General features: G+C 53.6%; 19 protein-coding genes. 18 read left to right on the top strand and 1 reads right to left on the bottom strand.

The features are described from left to right. The first annotated feature begins 65 nt into the window (after window positions 1-65). From BAA01_06935 to BAA01_06895, 9 genes are all read left to right on the top strand, one after another. Window positions 66-1,241 carry a carnitine dehydratase gene (locus BAA01_06935; GenBank protein OUM86475.1) on the top strand — a complete coding sequence of 392 codons (1,176 nt, stop codon included), beginning with the start codon at window positions 66-68 and terminating at the stop codon, window positions 1,239-1,241. Between the two features lie 115 nt (window positions 1,242-1,356). Next, the gene (locus BAA01_06930; GenBank protein OUM86474.1) at window positions 1,357-2,040 is read left to right on the top strand and encodes a succinyl-CoA--3-ketoacid-CoA transferase; all 684 of its coding nucleotides are present in this window, start codon (window positions 1,357-1,359) and stop codon (window positions 2,038-2,040) included. A gap of 29 nt (window positions 2,041-2,069) precedes the next feature. After that, window positions 2,070-2,927: a 3-hydroxybutyryl-CoA dehydrogenase gene (locus BAA01_06925; GenBank protein ID OUM86473.1), complete on the top strand. Its 858-nt coding sequence runs from the start codon at window positions 2,070-2,072 to the stop codon at window positions 2,925-2,927. 132 nt (window positions 2,928-3,059) lie between these two features. Then, a complete protein-coding gene (locus tag BAA01_06920) occupies window positions 3,060-4,214 on the top strand; it encodes an acyl-CoA dehydrogenase (protein ID OUM86472.1) in 1,155 nt (384 codons plus the stop codon). Window positions 4,215-4,240: 26 nt separating this feature from the next. Then, on the top strand, window positions 4,241-5,437 hold the full coding sequence (locus BAA01_06915) for an acetyl-CoA acetyltransferase (GenBank protein OUM86471.1): 1,197 nt from the start codon (window positions 4,241-4,243) through the stop codon (window positions 5,435-5,437). Between the two features lie 39 nt (window positions 5,438-5,476). Continuing rightward, a complete protein-coding gene (locus BAA01_06910) occupies window positions 5,477-6,160 on the top strand; it encodes a succinyl-CoA--3-ketoacid-CoA transferase (protein ID OUM86470.1) in 684 nt (227 codons plus the stop codon). Between the two features lie 151 nt (window positions 6,161-6,311). Further along, complete coding sequence (locus BAA01_06905) at window positions 6,312-7,088, top strand: enoyl-CoA hydratase (GenBank protein OUM86469.1); 777 nt, start codon at window positions 6,312-6,314, stop codon at window positions 7,086-7,088. A gap of 95 nt (window positions 7,089-7,183) precedes the next feature. Further along, window positions 7,184-8,146 (top strand): hypothetical protein, encoded by a 963-nt coding sequence (locus BAA01_06900; protein OUM86491.1) that lies wholly within the window; start codon window positions 7,184-7,186, stop codon window positions 8,144-8,146. A gap of 43 nt (window positions 8,147-8,189) precedes the next feature. Continuing rightward, entirely contained in the window at window positions 8,190-9,455 is a 1,266-nt protein-coding gene (locus BAA01_06895) for a hypothetical protein (GenBank protein OUM86468.1), read from the top strand. 12 nt (window positions 9,456-9,467) lie between these two features. On the opposite strand, the gene BAA01_06890 is transcribed toward BAA01_06895, so the two are convergent. Next, on the bottom strand, window positions 9,468-9,986 hold the full coding sequence (locus BAA01_06890; GenBank protein OUM86467.1) for a hypothetical protein: 519 nt from the start codon (window positions 9,984-9,986) through the stop codon (window positions 9,468-9,470). A gap of 150 nt (window positions 9,987-10,136) precedes the next feature. Between BAA01_06890 and BAA01_06885 the strand changes: the two genes are divergently transcribed. The 9 genes from BAA01_06885 (at window position 10,137) to BAA01_06845 (ending at window position 17,162) form a co-directional block, all read left to right on the top strand. Beyond that, window positions 10,137-10,496, top strand: coding sequence for a hypothetical protein (locus BAA01_06885; GenBank protein ID OUM86466.1), 360 nt, complete (start codon window positions 10,137-10,139; stop codon window positions 10,494-10,496). Window positions 10,497-10,560: 64 nt separating this feature from the next. Further along, complete coding sequence (locus BAA01_06880; GenBank protein OUM86465.1) at window positions 10,561-10,944, top strand: glycine cleavage system protein H; 384 nt, start codon at window positions 10,561-10,563, stop codon at window positions 10,942-10,944. 78 nt (window positions 10,945-11,022) lie between these two features. Continuing rightward, a complete protein-coding gene (locus BAA01_06875) occupies window positions 11,023-11,436 on the top strand; it encodes a hypothetical protein (protein ID OUM86464.1) in 414 nt (137 codons plus the stop codon). Window positions 11,437-11,610: 174 nt separating this feature from the next. Continuing rightward, entirely contained in the window at window positions 11,611-12,369 is a 759-nt protein-coding gene (locus tag BAA01_06870) for an RNA polymerase sigma-I factor (GenBank protein OUM86463.1), read from the top strand. Between the two features lie 21 nt (window positions 12,370-12,390). Beyond that, entirely contained in the window at window positions 12,391-13,044 is a 654-nt protein-coding gene (locus BAA01_06865; GenBank protein ID OUM86462.1) for a hypothetical protein, read from the top strand. A gap of 318 nt (window positions 13,045-13,362) precedes the next feature. Further along, on the top strand, window positions 13,363-14,154 hold the full coding sequence (locus BAA01_06860; GenBank protein OUM86461.1) for a Fe-S cluster assembly ATPase SufC: 792 nt from the start codon (window positions 13,363-13,365) through the stop codon (window positions 14,152-14,154). Between the two features lie 62 nt (window positions 14,155-14,216). Then, entirely contained in the window at window positions 14,217-15,521 is a 1,305-nt protein-coding gene (locus BAA01_06855; GenBank protein OUM86460.1) for a Fe-S cluster assembly protein SufD, read from the top strand. Further along, the gene (locus BAA01_06850) at window positions 15,518-16,741 is read left to right on the top strand and encodes a cysteine desulfurase (GenBank protein OUM86459.1); all 1,224 of its coding nucleotides are present in this window, start codon (window positions 15,518-15,520) and stop codon (window positions 16,739-16,741) included. The genes BAA01_06855 and BAA01_06850 overlap by 4 nt, the downstream gene beginning before the upstream one ends. Beyond that, window positions 16,728-17,162, top strand: coding sequence for an SUF system NifU family Fe-S cluster assembly protein (locus tag BAA01_06845; protein OUM86458.1), 435 nt, complete (start codon window positions 16,728-16,730; stop codon window positions 17,160-17,162). The genes BAA01_06850 and BAA01_06845 overlap by 14 nt, the downstream gene beginning before the upstream one ends. Window positions 17,163-17,300: the final 138 nt, after the last annotated feature.

Here is a 17,300-nt window from a genome sequence, read left to right as displayed (position 1 = left end):
GGGAAGATGGATTGGATAAGTGTGGAAATCACAGCGGATCGCTGATAGCAGAAGGAGGATGCCCAATGGGCCTTCTGGAAGGAGTGCGCGTTTTGGACTTGACCCGGTTGCTTCCGGGTCCTTTTTGCACGATGCTGCTGGCGGATTATGGCGCCGAAGTCATCAAGGTGGAGCAACCGGGGACCGGCGATTACGGCCGGAATGTGGAGCCGTATATCCAAGGATACAGCGCGCGTCATTTGACCATCAATCGCAACAAAAAGAGCCTCACGCTTGACTTGAAGCGCGAAAAGGGCAAAGAGATTTTTTGCGCGCTGGCCAAAGAGGCTGACGTGATTGTCGAAAGCTTCCGGCCCGGTGTGATGAAAAAGCTGGGGCTTTCCTATGAAGAGATATCCGCAATCAATCCCGGCATCGTTTACTGTTCCATCAGCGGGTATGGTCAGGATGGCCCTTACCGGCATCTCCCTGGCCATGACATCAATTACATTGGGTATAGCGGCGTTTTGGGATTGATTGGGCTCAAAGATGGGCAGCCTGTCGTGCCGGGTGTGCAGATAGCGGATATTGGCGGCGGTTCGCTGATGGCGCTGGCCGGCATCCTGATGGCCCTCTATTATAAGGAAAAGACGGGGAAGGGGCAGTTTGTGGATGTTTCCATGCTGGATGGAGCCATTTCCTGGATAGCGGGGTATGCCTCCGGGTATTTCGCAGACGGCCAAGTTCCGAAGCGAGGCGAGATTCGCCTTTCCGGAAAATACGCTTGTTATGATGTATACCCGACCAAAGATGGCAAGTATCTTTCGGTTGGCGCATTGGAAGAGAAGTTTTGGCGCCGCCTCTGCGAGCTGCTGGACAAGGAAGAGTGGATCGGGCAGAGGATGGCTCCGCCGGAGGTACAGGATCAAATGCGGCGGGAGCTGCGGGAGATTTTTCTGCAGAAAGACCAGGCGGAGTGGCTGAGTCTCCTGAAAGAAGAGGAGACCTGTGTTGGACCGGTATACGATCTGGATGAAGTGTTTTCCGATCCGCAGGTACTGGCCAGAAATATGGTGATTGAAACGGAACACCCGGTATTGGGAGTGTTGAAACAAGTGGGGTTTCCGCTCAAGTTTTCGCATGCTTCTGGGGCCGTCCGAAGACATGCGCCGGAGCTCGGGGAACACAATCAAGAGATTTTAACCGAGCTGGGGTTCTCATTGGAAGAGATTGAAAAGCTGGCACTTGATCGGATAATTTGAAAACAAGAACAAATCGACATCAAATTGCGCACAGGAATCTAAAGTGCTATGATTTCGATGTGCGCAATTAAACAGGATTTTATTGTGTGAATATTTGCATTAAAGGAGGGCGGAAATGGAAACAGCACGGCAGGTAAAAAAGCTCAAGACACCCAAAGAAGCGCTGCAGCCCATCAAATCGGGACAAACGGTGATGGTTGGCGGTTTCGGTTTGTCGGGCACGCCGATTACCCTCTTATATCACCTTTTGGAGATGCCTGTAAAAGATCTGACGATTATCAGCAATAATTTGGGAGAGAGCAACAGGGGCCTGGGGAAACTGTTGTTGAATCGTCAGATCAAAAAGGCGATTGGTTCCTTCTTCACGTCCAACCGGGACGCCATTGCGATGTGGGAGCGGGGCGAGGTGGAGCTGGAACTGTTGCCTCAAGGCACACTGGCTGAGGCGATCCGTGCGGGAGGGGCGGGAATTGGCGGCTTTTACACGCCGACGGCTGTCGGAACCGAGCTGGCCAAAGGAAAAGAGGAACGGGTAATCGATGGAAAACGGTACATTTTTGAAAAGGCTTTAAAGGCCGATGTGGCATTGATCAAGGCGTACAAAGCCGATGAACTGGGGAATCTGATTTACTGGAAGACGGCCGACAATTTCAACTCGATCATGGCCACTGCCGCTGATTATGTGGTGGCGCAGGTCGACGAGATTGTGCCGGTAGGCGCTTTGTCGCCTGAAGAGATAAAAACGCCGCATCTCTACGTGGATGCCCTTGTCTTGAATGAGCATCTTCCGGTGGAATAAATCATCCTATCACGAGGAGGTCATGCTGGATGGAAGTCAAAAAAATTGCCGTGATTGGCGCAGGAACGATGGGACGCGGCATTGCCCACGTGGCGGCTGCAGGCGGTTTTGAGGTCTCCCTGCAGGACATTTCGGATGAGCAGCTCAAACAGGCGCTGGTCACCATTGAAAACAATATGAAAAAAGCTGTCGAGATCGGAAAGATGACAGCGGATGAGGTTGACAAGGCACTGGCCCGGATCACCACCACGACCAGCCTGGAAGAGGCTGCCAAAGATGCCGATCTGGTGATTGAGGCTGTGCTGGAGCTGATGGATCTGAAAATCGAGGTATTCCAGAAGCTGGACAAAATCTGCAAACCGGAGACGGTACTGGCGACCAACACGTCGACGATGAGTCCGACGGAAATCGCCGCAGCCACGAACCGGCCGGATCGATGCATTGCCATGCACTTCTTCAACCCCGTGCACAAGATGAAACTGGTGGAGATCATCCGCGGCCTGGACACGTCGGATGAAACCTATGAAATCGCCCGTAAGGTTTCCGTCCAGATGGGCAAGGAAACGGTGCAAGTGAACGAGTTTCCTGGCTTTGTCACCAGCCGGATGAACTGCCTGATTGGCAATGAAGCGATGAACATGCTGATGGAAGGGGTTGCCTCTGCGGAGGATATCGACAAGGCGATCAAACTGGGCTTGAACCATCCGATGGGACCCCTGGAGTTGGCCGACCTGGTGGGGCTGGACACGCGCTTGCGGAACATGGAATATCTCCATAAGACGCTGGGAGAACGTTTCCGTCCCAGTCCGATTCTCGTCAAGTACGTCAAGGCGGGGCGGCTTGGCCGCAAATCGGGGAGAGGGTTTTACGACTATACCAAGAAATGAGCGGGGCAAGCTGCGGGAATTTATGACAAAAAACAACGTTTGCTGTTCGCAAAATAGAAAACATCTGATAAACTATGGTTGAACGCATTCATACATCATAAGTCAGACGACGATCTGAAAGGAGTACGAAGAATGGACTTTCGTCTGCCGAAAGAGATCGAGATGCTGAAGCAGACCGTGAAAGATTTTGTCTATAACACGGTCGATCCGCGTGCGCAGGAGATTGAGGAAAAGGATGAAATTCCGGCTGACATCATGGAAATGAGCAAGGAGCTGGGATTGTTCGGCCTCAGCATTCCGGAAGAGTATGGCGGACTCGGAATCGGCATGGTCGGAAAATGTGCCGTCTATGAGGAATTGGGCAAGACGCATAACGGTTTCACCACGGTGATTGGCGGGCACACCGCCATCGGGACGGTCGGTATCGTCGAAATGGGGACGGAAGAACAGAAGAAAAAGTACCTTCCCAAAATGGCCAGCGGTGAATGGATTGGCGCCTTCGCGCTGACAGAACCCAGCGCCGGTTCCAACGCGGCCAACCTCAAGACAACCGCGGTCCGCAAGGGCGACAAGTACATCCTCAACGGTTCCAAACACTTCATTACGAATGGAACCATCGCCCATGTCTTTACCGTGATGGCTGTCACCGATCCCAGCAAGGGACCGAAAGGGATCACGTCGTTTATCGTGGAAAGGGATTTCCCCGGTTTCCGTATCGGCAAAGTGGAAAAGAAGATGGGGCTGCGCGGGTCCCATTCGGTGGAGCTGTTCTTTGAGGATTGCGAGGTTCCTGTGGAAAACGTCCTTGGCAAAGAAGGCGAAGGGTATGTCAACGCGCTGAAGATTCTGGCCAACGGACGGGCAGGTCTGGCTGCACGGAACCTGGGATCCTGTATCAAGCTGCTGGAGCTGTCGATGGATTACGCGATGCAGCGCGTGCAGTTCGGCAAGCCGATTTTCGAGCAGCAGATCATCCAGCACTATCTGGCGGAAATGGCGTTGGACATTGAAACGCTGCGTTCGATGGTATATCGCGTCGCCTGGATGACCGACGAGAAAATGAATGTGATCAAGGAGGCGGCCATGGTCAAGCTGCTCGGTTCCGAGGTGTACAACCGGGTTGCCGACAAGGCCGTCCAAATCCACGGCGGAATGGGTTATATGAAGGAATACCCGATTGAACGCTATTATCGCGACGCGCGGATTACCAAGATTTATGAAGGCACGTCTGAAATCCAGAAGAACATTATTGCCGCACAGCTGAAAAAAGAGTATGCGAAATCCTGAAATTTCAAATCGAGGGAGTGAGTCCGATGCGCGAAGTGGTGATTGTTGAAGGAGTGCGTACCGCCATTGGGCGGATGGGCGGCACGCTGAAGGATGTGGAGCCCGATTACCTGGCTGCCCGCGTGATTGAGGAGCTGCTTCGGCGGACCGGCGTGGACGGGGCGATGATTGACGAGGTCATTCTGGGGCATGTCAAGCAAAGCGCCGATCAGCCGAACATCGCGCGCAAGGCGGCCCTGCGTGCCGGTTTGCCGATTGAGGTTCCCGGCTACACCGTACACCGGCAGTGCGGTTCCGGGTTGCAGGCAATCAACAACGCGGCGCAAGCGATTATGTGCGGTCTGGCCGATATCGTGATCGCCGGCGGAACCGAGAGCATGAGTACGGCACCCTATTATATCCGGGGCTTGCGTTTTGGTTTGCATGCAGGAAATGGCGTGGTCTGCGACCCGAACACCGAAAGCCAGCCCAAGGCCCAGCCTGAGGAGGTCTGGGGGAGCAACTTGACGATGGGATTGACAGCGGAGAACCTGGCCGAGATGTACAACATCAGCCGCCAGGAGCAGGATGAATTTGCGCTTCGCAGCCAGGAGCTGGCCCATCAGGCCATCGAGGCGGGCCGCTTCAAGGATGAGATTGTTCCCTATGAGGTAAAAACGAAGAAGGGAACCATCCTCTTTGAAGTGGATGAGCATCCGCGGAAAACCTCCTTGGAGGCTCTGGCCAAACTGCCTGCCGTCTTCAAGGAAGGGGGCACCGTGACAGCCGGAAACTCCAGCGGCCGGAACGACGCTGCGGCAGTCACGCTGGTGATGTCCAGGGAAAAGGCGGAAGAATTGGGGCTTCAGCCGAAGATGCGCATTGTCTCTCAGGCGGTGGCGGGTGTGCGGCCCGATATCATGGGCATCGGTCCGGTGCCGGCGACGCAAAAAGCCCTGAAACTGGCCGGTTTGACGCTGGATGATATTGATCTCATCGAACTGAACGAGGCTTTTGCGGCGCAAACGCTTGCTGTCGTAAAAGAGCTGGGCATCGACATGAACAAACTGAACGTCAATGGCGGCGCGATTGCCCTGGGTCATCCGCTGGGCGCGACATGTGCGATCCTGACCATCAAATTGATGAACGAGATGAAGCGCCGCGGCAGCAAGTATGGCATTGTCACGGCCTGCATCGGCGGAGGCCTGGGCATTACGACCGTTTTTGAGAACCTGCAGGTTTGATGAGCAATTGCTGTACACCGTTGAGAGGAGGTGAACGGATTGGCAAAAAGGGATCCTGAACACGTTCTGATTGCCAAACGTGTCGCCCTGGAATTGCGCGATGGCGATGTGGTCAATCTGGGTGTAGGCATTCCGACGCTGGTTCCGGACTACATGCCGGAAGGGAAAGTGGTTTTCCTGCAGTCGGAGAACGGCTTGCTGGGCATGGGTCCGACGCCTCCCCCGGAAGAGGTGGACATGGAGTTTATCAACGCCAGCAAACAGCCGGTAACCGCCATTCCCGGCGCTTCCATCTTCAACAGCGCGGAATCGTTTGCGATGATTCGCGGCGGACACATTGATGTGGCTGTATTGGGTGCCCTGCAGGTGGATCAGACAGGGATGATCGCCAACTGGCTGATTCCTGGCCGTCCGATTTTGGGAGTAGGAGGGGCGATGGATCTGGTGGCGGGGGCGAAAAAAATCATCCTGGCCATGACCCATACGTCCAAGGACGGCAAGCCCAAACTCCTGAAAAAGTTGACCTTTCCGATCAGCGGCATTCGCAAGGCGGAGATGGTGATCACGGAAAAAGCGGTTTTCCGGTTTGCGGATGACAAGATGATCCTGCTGGAGATCCATCCGGACATGACCGTGGATGAACTTCGGGCGATCACGGAGGCTGAGTTTGAGGTCAGTTCCGATCTCAAGCCGTACGCTGTCCAGCAAGAGGTCCATGCGTAACCGGGCGCCATTTGCACGGAAGCGATGGAGACATGGATGGTCGGAGTACCTAAGATGCTGGTAGGCTTGGCGAAAGCCAGGCCTACCTTTCTAACGAGAACATTCGGACAAATAAAAATCTGAACCTTATTTGATAAAGGAGTGGAAAAGGATGGGATATCAAAATATTCTGGTTGAGGTAAAAGGGGCGATTGCCAAGATTACGATTAACCGTCCCGAGGTGCGCAATGCGCTGGATCCCCAAACCGTGGGCGAAATCCGTCAGGCGCTGGATGAGCTGTCGCAAAAACCGGAGGTTGGCGTGTTGATCTTTACCGGAGCGGGGGACAAATCGTTTGCCGCTGGCGCGGATATCAGCAAGCTGCGCGATCGGACCATGTTGGAAGCGTTGCAGCCGGGCATGCAGGAATTGTATACCCGCGTGGAGGCGTTTGAAAAGCCGGTGATCGCGGCGGTCAACGGGTATGCGCTGGGGGGAGGCTGCGAATTGGCGATGGCCTGTGATATCCGCATCGCATCGGAAAATGCCAAGTTTGGCCTGCCGGAATTGAACCTCGGCATCATTCCTGGTGCGGGTGGTACCCAGCGGCTGGCCCGTCTGGTCGGGAAAGGCAAGGCGAAAGAGCTGATTTTTACCGGCGAGATCATTTCGGCACAGGAGGCAGAGCGCATCGGACTGGTCAACAAAGTGGTTCCTATTGACCAACTGATCCCGGCAGCCGAAGAAATGGCGGAGAAAATGCTGAAGAAAGGTCCGGTGGCATTGCGTTTGGCCAAGTTGGCAGTGAATGTCGGCACGGAAACGGATCAAAATACCGGGATGGTCATCGAGAAACTGTCTCAAGCCATTCTCATGACCACAGAGGATAAGGTGGAAGGAACAACGGCCTTCCTGGAAAAAAGGCCGCCACGCTTTCAAGGCAGGTAATCAGACTACATAGCGGGTGGACCAGCAGAGCTGGTTGACCGGGAGAGAGTTAGGAGAGATGGGCAGTGCGGAAAAAAGTGCTGCAGATTTTGCCGATGTATGACCCCAAAGGGGAGGAGATTCTCAGGCAATCTGCCGACGTCATCTATACGGAACGTTATGATGAGGATCATCTTTGCCAAATGGTCAAAGGCGTTCACGGCATCGTCCTGCGGGCCCCAGCCAGAATCACCCGCAAGATCATCGAGGCGGCCGATTGCCTGGAAGCCATTTCCGGCGCGGGTGTTGGGGTCGACAACATTGATGTCCAGGCAGCGACAGAGCGGGGAATCCCCGTGTTGCATGCGCCCAGCCTGAACACCAACGCGACTGCGGAGCATGCCGTGGCCCTCATGCTGTCCCTGTCCAAAATGGTGGTACAAGGTGACCAAGCCATGCGGCGAAATCATTTCGCCGCCCGCGATCATATGCGCACCATGGAACTTCGCGGCAAGCGGCTGGGTTTGGTCGGTTTTGGAGCGATTGCCCAGCGGGTGGCGGAAATCGCCGGGAAAGGCTTTGGCATGCAGGTTTCGGTGTATGTCCGCAGGATGGATGACCAGCGGCGTCAACGCGCCATTGAGCTGGGGGCGAGTCTTACGACCGATTTGCAGGAGCTGTTTGCCACCAGCGATATCGTATCCCTGCATGTCCCGCTGACCGCAGAAACCAGACATCTGGTCAATCGCGAACTGCTCGACCTGATGCAGCCGCATGCCTTGCTGATCAATACCGCCCGTGGAGGGGTCGTTGACCATCATGCCCTGCTTCATGCCCTGAAAGCAAAAAAACTGGCAGGCGCCGCTTTGGATGTCTTTGACCCGGAACCACCCGAACCTTCCGAGTTATTCCAGATGGAGCAGGTGATCAGCACGCCTCATATCGGCGGAATCACGCGCGAAGCGACCTACCAGATGGCTGTCACCGTCGCGCAAAATATGCTCAAGATATTGCAGGGCCAACCCGTGGAAACGGTCAGCAACCCGGAAGTGTTGCGTTCTTGCTTTGGTTCGGTTTGAGACCGTTTTGATGTGCTCAATCAGAGAGGGGCTCGAACAGCGGATGGATGCAAAACATCGAAAGGAAAAGTGGATGTCCGCAGCGGAAGCCATTGCGTTGCTTCGTTCCGAGCAGACCGTCGCGCTTGGCGGCATGCTGTCTGAGCCGCCCACGTTGGTCCGTGAACTGATTAACCAACGGGAGCGGTTTCACCGGCTGCCCTTGTACGTCATGCCGGCGGGCAGTCCGTGTGAATACGGCAACCCGGAATGGAAAAGCCATTTTGCCCTGAAATGCTTCATGATGTCTTTTCGCCTTCGCGAGGCCTACCGGCAGGGCATGGCGGATTACATCCCTTTTAACCTCTCTGACCTGCCGAAGGTCATGGAATGGTTAAAACCGGATGTTGCGCTGATTCAAACCACGCCTCCGGACGAGGAGGGGCGTGTCAACCTGGGCATGGCGGCCGATTACACATTGTCGCTCGTCCGAAATGCAAAACTGGTCATCGCCGAAGTCAATGACCAGCTTCCATGGGTGTATGGCGCGGGAACCATTCCCGCCTCCGCCATTGATATTTTTGTTTCCGCAGAACGGCCGCCGTATGAGATGCCTCCGGCCCGGCCCAGCCAGACGGATCTGCAAGTGGCCCGGCATGTGGCTGAACTGGTTCCGGATCGGGCCACGATCCAGATTGGCATTGGATCGCTAGGCGGAAGCATTTTGCATGCCCTGAAAGGAAAAAAGGATTTGGGCATGCACACCGGATCGATTTCCGATGAAGTCATTGACTTGTTCGAAAGCGGGACCCTGACAGGCGAATACAAGGAGCAGGATCGGGGACAAATCGTCGGCTGTTGCCTCATCGGCAGTGCAAGAATCCATCAGTTTGCACGAAAAAACGAGCTGCTGCAATTGCGCCCCTCCGACTATACCCACCACGCCGGGGTACTGGCCCGTTTCAGCCGTTTCTGCGCGATCAACTTTGCGCTGGAAATCGATTTGCACGGGCATGTCAATGCCGAGACGCTCGGGACGCAATATGTCTCCGGCGTGGGAGGGCAGGTCGATTTCATGCGCGGCGCGATGATGTCCAAAGAGGGGATTTCGATCATTGCCATGCATGCGACAGCAAAGGGAGGCCAGCATTCACGGATTGTTCCGCAAGTACGGACAGCCACCTCGTTGAAATCAGATATCCATTATGTCGTGACGGAATACGGGATTGCTTCATTATACGGCAAGACGCTGCGCGAACGCGCCGAAGCCTTGATCGCCGTGGCTCATCCTGATTTTCGCGCATCCTTGCGCAAAGCGCTGGATGCATGAGCAGGTATTTGTTCATTGGGGATGAGGATTGCCGCTGTCTTGGCCATCGTTGATGAAAGGCGCCGGAGCGGAATGGGCGGGCGCACGCAAGTTGATGTCCCAGAGAATATACCAGGTATCGCCTGACATGGCCAAATAGTAGTTTTGCAAAAGCGACATCGTGCCGAAGGCAGATGAAAACGTGATCTTCGTCGGAACCAGCTGTACCTTGGTAAAGGTGGTTCCCGTAAGCGGATTGGTCCACTCTTCGATCGTTTCGGGTTTGCCCAGTTGGTATTCAAACTGCCTGGCACCAAAAATCTGCATGAACACTTTGGCGCGTTCTTGGATATAGGCTTCCTTCGGCCAGTATTGCTGGATCTCGGGATGCAGCTTTTCCCATGAACTGCCAAAGTTTCCCTGCTGTTCCAGATAGAGAAACTGCTCGACCAACTCGGTCGGGTTTTCTTTATTTTTTAAAAGGCCGCATCCGCTGAGAAGCAAAGAGAGGAGCAAACAAAGTCCTGTCCAGATCAAAAACCGGTTTGGCATGCGCATTCCCCCTGCTGTTTTGCAACATGGAGCGTTTGGTCTATACTAGTTGCAAGCGGCACTCGGTGCACGCTCCCATGGACATCTTTCAGTACATATTTACGGGGATGCTGGCCAAATTATCCCTTGTTTGCAGAGGAGGAGATGGCAATGGCAAAACGGCTCACCGTCTATTGGTATCCCAAATGCGGCACCTGCCGGAAAGCAAAAAAATGGCTCGAGGAACATGGGGCTGCATTTGAGCTGGTGGATCTGGTTGAACACCCTCCTTCCGCTGACACCATTCGCCGTTGGGTGGAGCAAAGCGGCCTGGATGTCCGCCGGTTTTTCAATACCAGCGGGCAAACTTACCGTCAATTGGGCTTGAAGGATAAACTGCCGCATATGGATCAGGAAGAGATGATTCAGTTGCTCGCATCGGACGGAAAATTGATCAAGCGGCCTGTCGTCACTGACGGCAAGCGGGTGACGGTGGGTTTTAATGAGGAAGCATTTGCCGCCTGGTTATAGATTTGTTAAAATCATTATCAACTGAGAGAAATTTTGAGTTATCCAACGGAACAGGGGGGTTCGGATGCTTCTGCCCAAAGAGTTGAAGTACAGTGCGGAGCACGAGTGGGTGAAAGCGGAAGGCACAAGAGCCCGCATTGGCATTACCGATTTTGCCCAGTCTGAGTTGGGGGATATCGTCTTTATCGAATTGCCGGAAGTGGGCGACGAAGTGACGGCAGGAGAGGCATTTGGAAGCATAGAGTCGGTGAAGACGGTGTCGGATTTGTACAGCCCGGTCACGGGGCAAGTGGTTGAGGTGAACAAGGAACTGGAGGACAACCTGGAATGGGTGAATGAGTCGCCCTATGAAAAAGGCTGGATGATCGTCGTCGAGATGTCTGACCCTTCGGAACTGGAGCGGCTTCTTTCGGCGGAAGAGTATGAAGCCAAATATAAAAAGGATTAAACAAATATTTCATTTGCAAAAGGTTCATGAAGACGTATGATATGCTTAAGGAGGTTTTTCGATAAGGAGGGGTGTTGAATGAGTTTCTGTTGTGGGGCAAGTATGGTCGGTGCGATCGGGACGATGCGCCATGGCAAAACCTACGTGCACAATCTCCCGATGTTGTTCTGTCCTGTTTGTCATCAAGTGGAAGTGCACAATGCTGTGACGGAAGAGTTTGCCATCCTCATTGAGTATGCGGAGTCAGATGCTGCCAGAGAGGTAGACTTTGCAGAATACATCGACCCCTCCAGAATGGAAGACATCTTTGAAAACTGTATTTCTTGTGTGACAGAGGATCCGCACCAAATTTTTGAGGTGCAAATTGACATGGCGCTGGATTTGCTGATTATCGCCAAGAAGTTGAAAGATCTTGAGTGGGAAATGATGCTGAAAAAACGCCTCAAGGTGCTCAGTGAAAAGAAGCAGGCGATTTTATCCGGCTTGCTCTGACGTGAAGGGATAAGTGACATTCGTGATACATGCCATTCGTCAATTGTGGTGAAGCAGATTCACCACTTTTTTGTTGTTTGTCCCGGCCAAAGTTGGACCTGAACGTGAAATCAGGTATACTTTATACATGGTGCAGGATATCAGAATACTTTCCAAGGCGAGGTGTTCTCCGTCATGGTTCAACATACGGCCCTCGCACCTTCATCCACCGATTCCCTGGAGGAATTGGTCATTCAGGTGCAACAAGGTGACGAACGATTACGTCACGACCTGCTCAAAGACTACTATCCTTTTATGGTGAAGACGGCGTCCAAGGTTTGCAAAAAATATATCGACATCAGGCAAGATGATGAATTCAGCATCGCGCTGAGCGCCTTCAATGAAGCGCTGGATCATTATTCCCCGAAAGAAAGCCGCAGTTTCCTTTCGTTTGCGGAGATGGTGATTCAGCGAAGATTAATCGATTACATTCGCAGGGAGCAACGGTTTCAGAAACAGCTGCCGTTAAGTTCGTTTGAGATTGAAGATGAAGAAGAACACTATTTAAACCCGGTGGAGGTGGAAGAATCACTCCGGCTTTTTGAACAGGAACAGCAAGGCATTGCACGCCGGACTGAGATCAAGCTGTATGCCAGGCATCTCAAGGAGTTCGGCATCAGCCTTCAGGAGCTGGTTCGGCTTTCGCCCAAACATCAAGATTCCCGCCAGCTGTTGTTTGAAGTGGCCCATATCTTGGCGTCCAATCAGGAGCTGGTTGCCCAGCTTCTGGAGAAGAAAACGTTACCGATTAAAGATCTGCTGAAAGTGGTCAAAGTAAGCCGCAAGACATTGGAACGGCATCGCAAATATATTATCTCCATGGCCTTGATCCTGATATTTGATTATCCATATTTGCGAGAATATCTGGAGTTTCCCCAGGCAGAAAAAGTATAGGTCCAGGAAAGAGGGATTGGCTTGAAGCGCGGATTGGTGGTCGAAAAAGACGGGCAGACAGTCATTGTGCTGACACCGGATGGACGGTTTCAAAAAGTGAAACAGGCGATGGCACATGCCGAATTGGGCAGTGAGATCATCTTTGAAAATCCGTCGTTTTTCCGCCAGTACTCGCTCGGTCGCGCTGTGCCTGTGCTGCTCCTGACGTTTTTGTTGTTCGTCATGTTGTGTTTGCTGGAGGTTTGGGGGCATGAGGTGCAGATGTATGTCAGCGTGGGGCCAGAACCAAAAGTCGAGTTTGGTGTAAACCGCTTAAACCGGGTGGTCGAGGTCTACACCTCCGAACTGAGCCCGCAGCTGTTGGAGAAAGCATCTTCTTTTTATGGACAACCTATCGAAAAGGTGATTCGGCAAGTGACTGTCTTGCCCACAGATGAGGCAGCCTACCCGGCTTCCCCGCGTTATTATCTTGTGACATCACAGGTGGCGTCAGGAAGTACAGCGTTGTCTCGAAAGCTTCAGGATCTTCTGCCATCCGCACTGGTTTTGACTGTGCCTGCAGAGGTGCGGGAGAACGCGATGACACTGGGGGTATACCCCGGTGATTACGCCATCCACTGGTTGCTGCAACATCCTGATCATGGCACAGAGCAATTGACGCAGTTTATTCAATAAGGCTTGCAGTCGGGGAGATAAAAAGCTAAAATAAAATTAGTCTTTGACTAAAATTATTCTAAAAAGGACAGGGTCCAGCGTGCCATCTCAAACAAAAGGTTTTGTGCCTGTTTTAGATGTCATCACCGTTTCTGCACCAACTTTCGAAACAAAAGCGCATAAAATATATCGAAAGATGGATTACCTTGCCTATACTGGGGGATTCCGTTACAATCGTAGTGGCACAAAAGCGGCTCATGACGGTACGGCGATTGGCCAAAATAACGGAACCGGAAGACGTCTTTGATGTGTGGATCGAGTGTAGGAGGAGTGGATGTCATGACAAAACCGGTCTTGTCAATTCGTGACTTTCGGGTCAAGGTTGAAGATAAAGAAATACTCAAGGGAGTCACCCTTGAGGTAAAGGGCGGCGAAGTGCACGCCATCATGGGTCCCAATGGAACCGGAAAAAGCACGTTGGCTGCCGCGCTGATGGGCCATCCAAAATATGAGGTCGTCGGCGGCAGTGTGACGCTCAACGGAAAAGATCTCCTGGAGATGGATGTTTCGGAACGGAGCCGCAGCGGCTTGTTTTTGGCCATGCAATACCCGAGTGAAGTCAGCGGCGTGACCAATGCCGATTTTTTGCGCAGTGCCATCAACGCCCGGCGCGCTGAAGACGATCAGATTTCGCTCATCAAGTTCATCCGCATGCTGGAAGAGAAGATGAAAATGCTGGAGATGGATGAATCGTTCGCGCACCGCTATCTGAATGAGGGATTTTCAGGCGGGGAGAAAAAGCGCAACGAGATTCTGCAGATGATGATGCTTGAACCGCAAATCGCGATTCTGGACGAGGTGGATTCCGGACTGGACATTGATGCTTTGAAGATCGTGGCCAAGGGCGTAAACTCCATGCGCAGTGAACGGACCGGTTTTCTCATCATTACTCACTACCAGCGCCTGTTGAATTATATCCGGCCGGATTTTGTGCATGTGATGATGCAAGGGAAAATTGTGCGTTCGGGAGGTCCTGAACTGGCCGAACGGCTGGAAGCGGAAGGGTATGATTGGTTAAAGGAAGAGCTGGGCATCGTGGATGAAACCGTCGGCCAGAACGTCCAGGTATAACCCGCAGAGAATGTTGTTGCAGGTGGGACCAGCAGGATTTGACGGATGAAGGAGTGGGTGGGATGAGTGTGGATGTGAAGACGGTGGATCAGGAGTGGATCCGGCGATTTTCCGAGCAGAGAGGCGAGCCGCGGTGGATGACGGAATTCCGGCTGAACGCGTTTGAATTGGCTGAAAAGCTGCCCCTGCCAAAAGTGGAAAAGATGCGGATTCAGCGTTGGCGCCTGAATGGCGTTGTCCCCTCGGCGGATCGCCCTTTCTTTCAGGATTCGGCGGTTTTGCCGGAGCTGAAGCAGGAAATGCCGTGGCTTGATGAGAAACTTCCAAATCTCCTCATCCAGCAGGACGGTTCCGTAAGCCATTCTCGTCTTGATGAGGAGTTGCAAAGGCAGGGAGTGGTGTTTCAAAGCCTGGATTCGGCGTTACACCGGCACGAGGCGTTGATCCGGGAGCACTTTATGACGGAAGCGCTGAAAGTGGATGAAAACCGCTTGACTGCCCTTCACGCCAGCCTCTGGAGCGGTGGCGTTTTTGTCTATGTCCCGCCGAATCGGGAGGTCGAGCTTCCCCTGCAGGCCTTGTTCCGGTTTTCCGGACAGGGATTTGGGTTTTACCCCCATGTGCTGGTCATCGCCGATGAAAACAGTTCCCTGACGATGGTGGACCATTGTTTTTCGTCGAAGCAGGCAACTGGATTGCACATCGGGGCCACGGAGGTATACGTCAAGCGCGGGGCCAGGGTGCGTTATGCGACGGTGCACCTGTTCAATCAGGCGATCACGGATATTTCGTACCGGCGGGCAGTTGTTGCACAGGATGGCCAGATCGAATGGATTCTCGGTGAGATGAATGACGGCAACACACTGGCTGAAAACAACAGCATCCTCAAGGGAAAGGGCGCATCTTCCGCCTCCAGGCTGATTGCCATCGGCACGGGAAAACAACAGGCCAATTACCAGTCTCGCAACTGGCATATTGGGCAACATACCAATAGCGAGATCCTTTCCCGGGGTGTGACGAGAGATCAGTCTTGGCTGATTGTGGATGGTGTGACGAAGATCGAAAAAGGAGCGCGCCGTGCCGACGGCAGGCAGGCCCAATCCGTCCTGATGCTTTCGGAACATTCGCGGGGTGATGCCAATCCGATCCTGTATATTGACGAAAATGATGTTCAGGCAGGCCACGCCGCCGGTGTCGGCCAGGTTAGCGCAGAGCAACTGTACTATCTCATGTCGCGGGGTATTCCGAAAGAGGAGGCGGAATACTTGATCATTCTCGGTTTCCTGGAGCCCGTGGTATCGCGGATTCCGGTCGAGGGAATCCGCCAGCAACTGCTTGCGGTCATCGAAAGGAAGCTGCGGACATGAATTTGGAGAACATTCGCGATCAGTTTCCCATCCTGTCGCAGGAAGTCAACGGTCATCGGCTGGTATACCTGGACAGCGCGGCCACCTCACAAAAACCCCTGGCGGTCATCAGGGCCATTCAACATTACTATGAAACCTATAATTCCAATGTTCACCGTGGCGTGCACACACTGGGGAACAAGGCAACCGAGGCGTATGAAGGCGCGCGAGAAAAGGTGCGGCGCTTTATCAATGCGCGAAGCACGTCAGAAATCATTTTCAACCGCGGCACGACTGCAGGCCTCAATATGGTGGCCCGCAGCCTGGCTGAAGGCGTGTTGCAGGCCGGCGATGAAATCCTCATCACGCAGCTGGAACACCACAGCAATTTGATCCCGTGGCAGCAGGCAGCCAAGCGGACGGGCGCCACGCTCAAATACCTGCCCCTCCAGGCCGACGGCACCGTCCGTCTGGAGGATGTGGAAGAGGCCATCACGGAGCGGACCAAAGTGGTCGCGATGGCACACGTTTCCAACGTGTTGGGGACCGTTCACCCGATCCGGGAAATTGCTGCGATCGCCCATCGCCGTGGGGCTGTCATGGTGGTCGACGGGGCGCAAAGCGTTCCGCATATGAAAGTGGATGTCCAGGAACTGGATTGCGATTTTCTGGCTTTTTCAGGTCATAAGATGCTGGGACCCACTGGCATTGGCGTCCTGTATGGGAAGGAAGAATGGCTCAAACGCCTGGAACCGGTGGAGTTTGGCGGCGAAATGATCGATTTTGTCCAGTTGTATGATGCCACCTGGAAGCAACCGCCCTGGAAATTTGAAGGCGGCACCCCGAACATCGCGGGCGCTATCGGACTTGCGGCGGCCATTGATTTTCTCGAAACGATCGGGATGGATGCGATCCACCGGCATGAACAGCGCCTGGTTGCTTACGCCATGGAGCGGATAGGGCAGGTGGAGGGTATCCAGGTTTATGGTCCGAGAGAACGTGCGGGGATTGTGACCTTTAACCTGTCCGGGGTTCACCCGCATGATGTCGCTACGGTTCTGGACACGGAAGGGATTGCCGTACGGGCAGGCCATCACTGCGCCCAACCGTTGATGAAGTGGTTGGGAGTGACGGCGACGGCAAGAGCCAGCTTTTACCTTTACAATACCGAAGATGACGTGGATCGGTTGGTTCAGGCCTTAATCCGAGCAAAGGAGTTTTTCGGCCATGCAATTGGATGAACTATACCGCAGGGTGATCATGGACCATTATCAGCATCCGCGAAACCGGGGCAGATTCGGTGAAAACGAAGGCATTCAGATTGAGCTCAATAATCCCACCTGTGGGGATCGCATTCAGCTGCAATTGAAGCTGAACGGTGATCAGATTGAGGATGTCCGTTTTGATGGAGAGGGTTGCTCCATCAGCCTCGCTTCCGCTTCGATGCTGACGGAAGCCGTGAAAGGATTGCAGGTACAGGATGCGCTCGCGTTATCCAGCCATTTTTCCGAACTGGTACGTGGCAATCACCCTGAAGGCGTGGATTTGGGAGACTTGGAAGCACTGCAGGGAGTTTCCAAGTTTCCGGCGCGCATCAAATGCGCGACCCTCGCCTGGAAAGCGATGGAGCAGGCGCTCGGGGAAACGTCCCGCGAGTCCTGAGATGGTTCGACCTGTTCTTTCCGGCGGAGTTATGATATATTTATATTGAGAAACGTAAAAAATATCCATGTTGCTGTCAGGTTGCGACACCAGAAACACCGTGTGGACATTCACCGAGTTTTGGAAATACGCCGAGGC

The sequence above is a fragment of the Bacillus thermozeamaize genome (assembly GCA_002159075.1).
Lineage (GTDB): Bacteria > Bacillota > Bacilli > ZCTH02-B2 > ZCTH02-B2 > Bacillus_BB > Bacillus_BB thermozeamaize.
The sequence above is the reverse complement of the archived record's forward strand: the minus strand, read 5'-3'. Positions and strand labels throughout refer to the sequence as shown.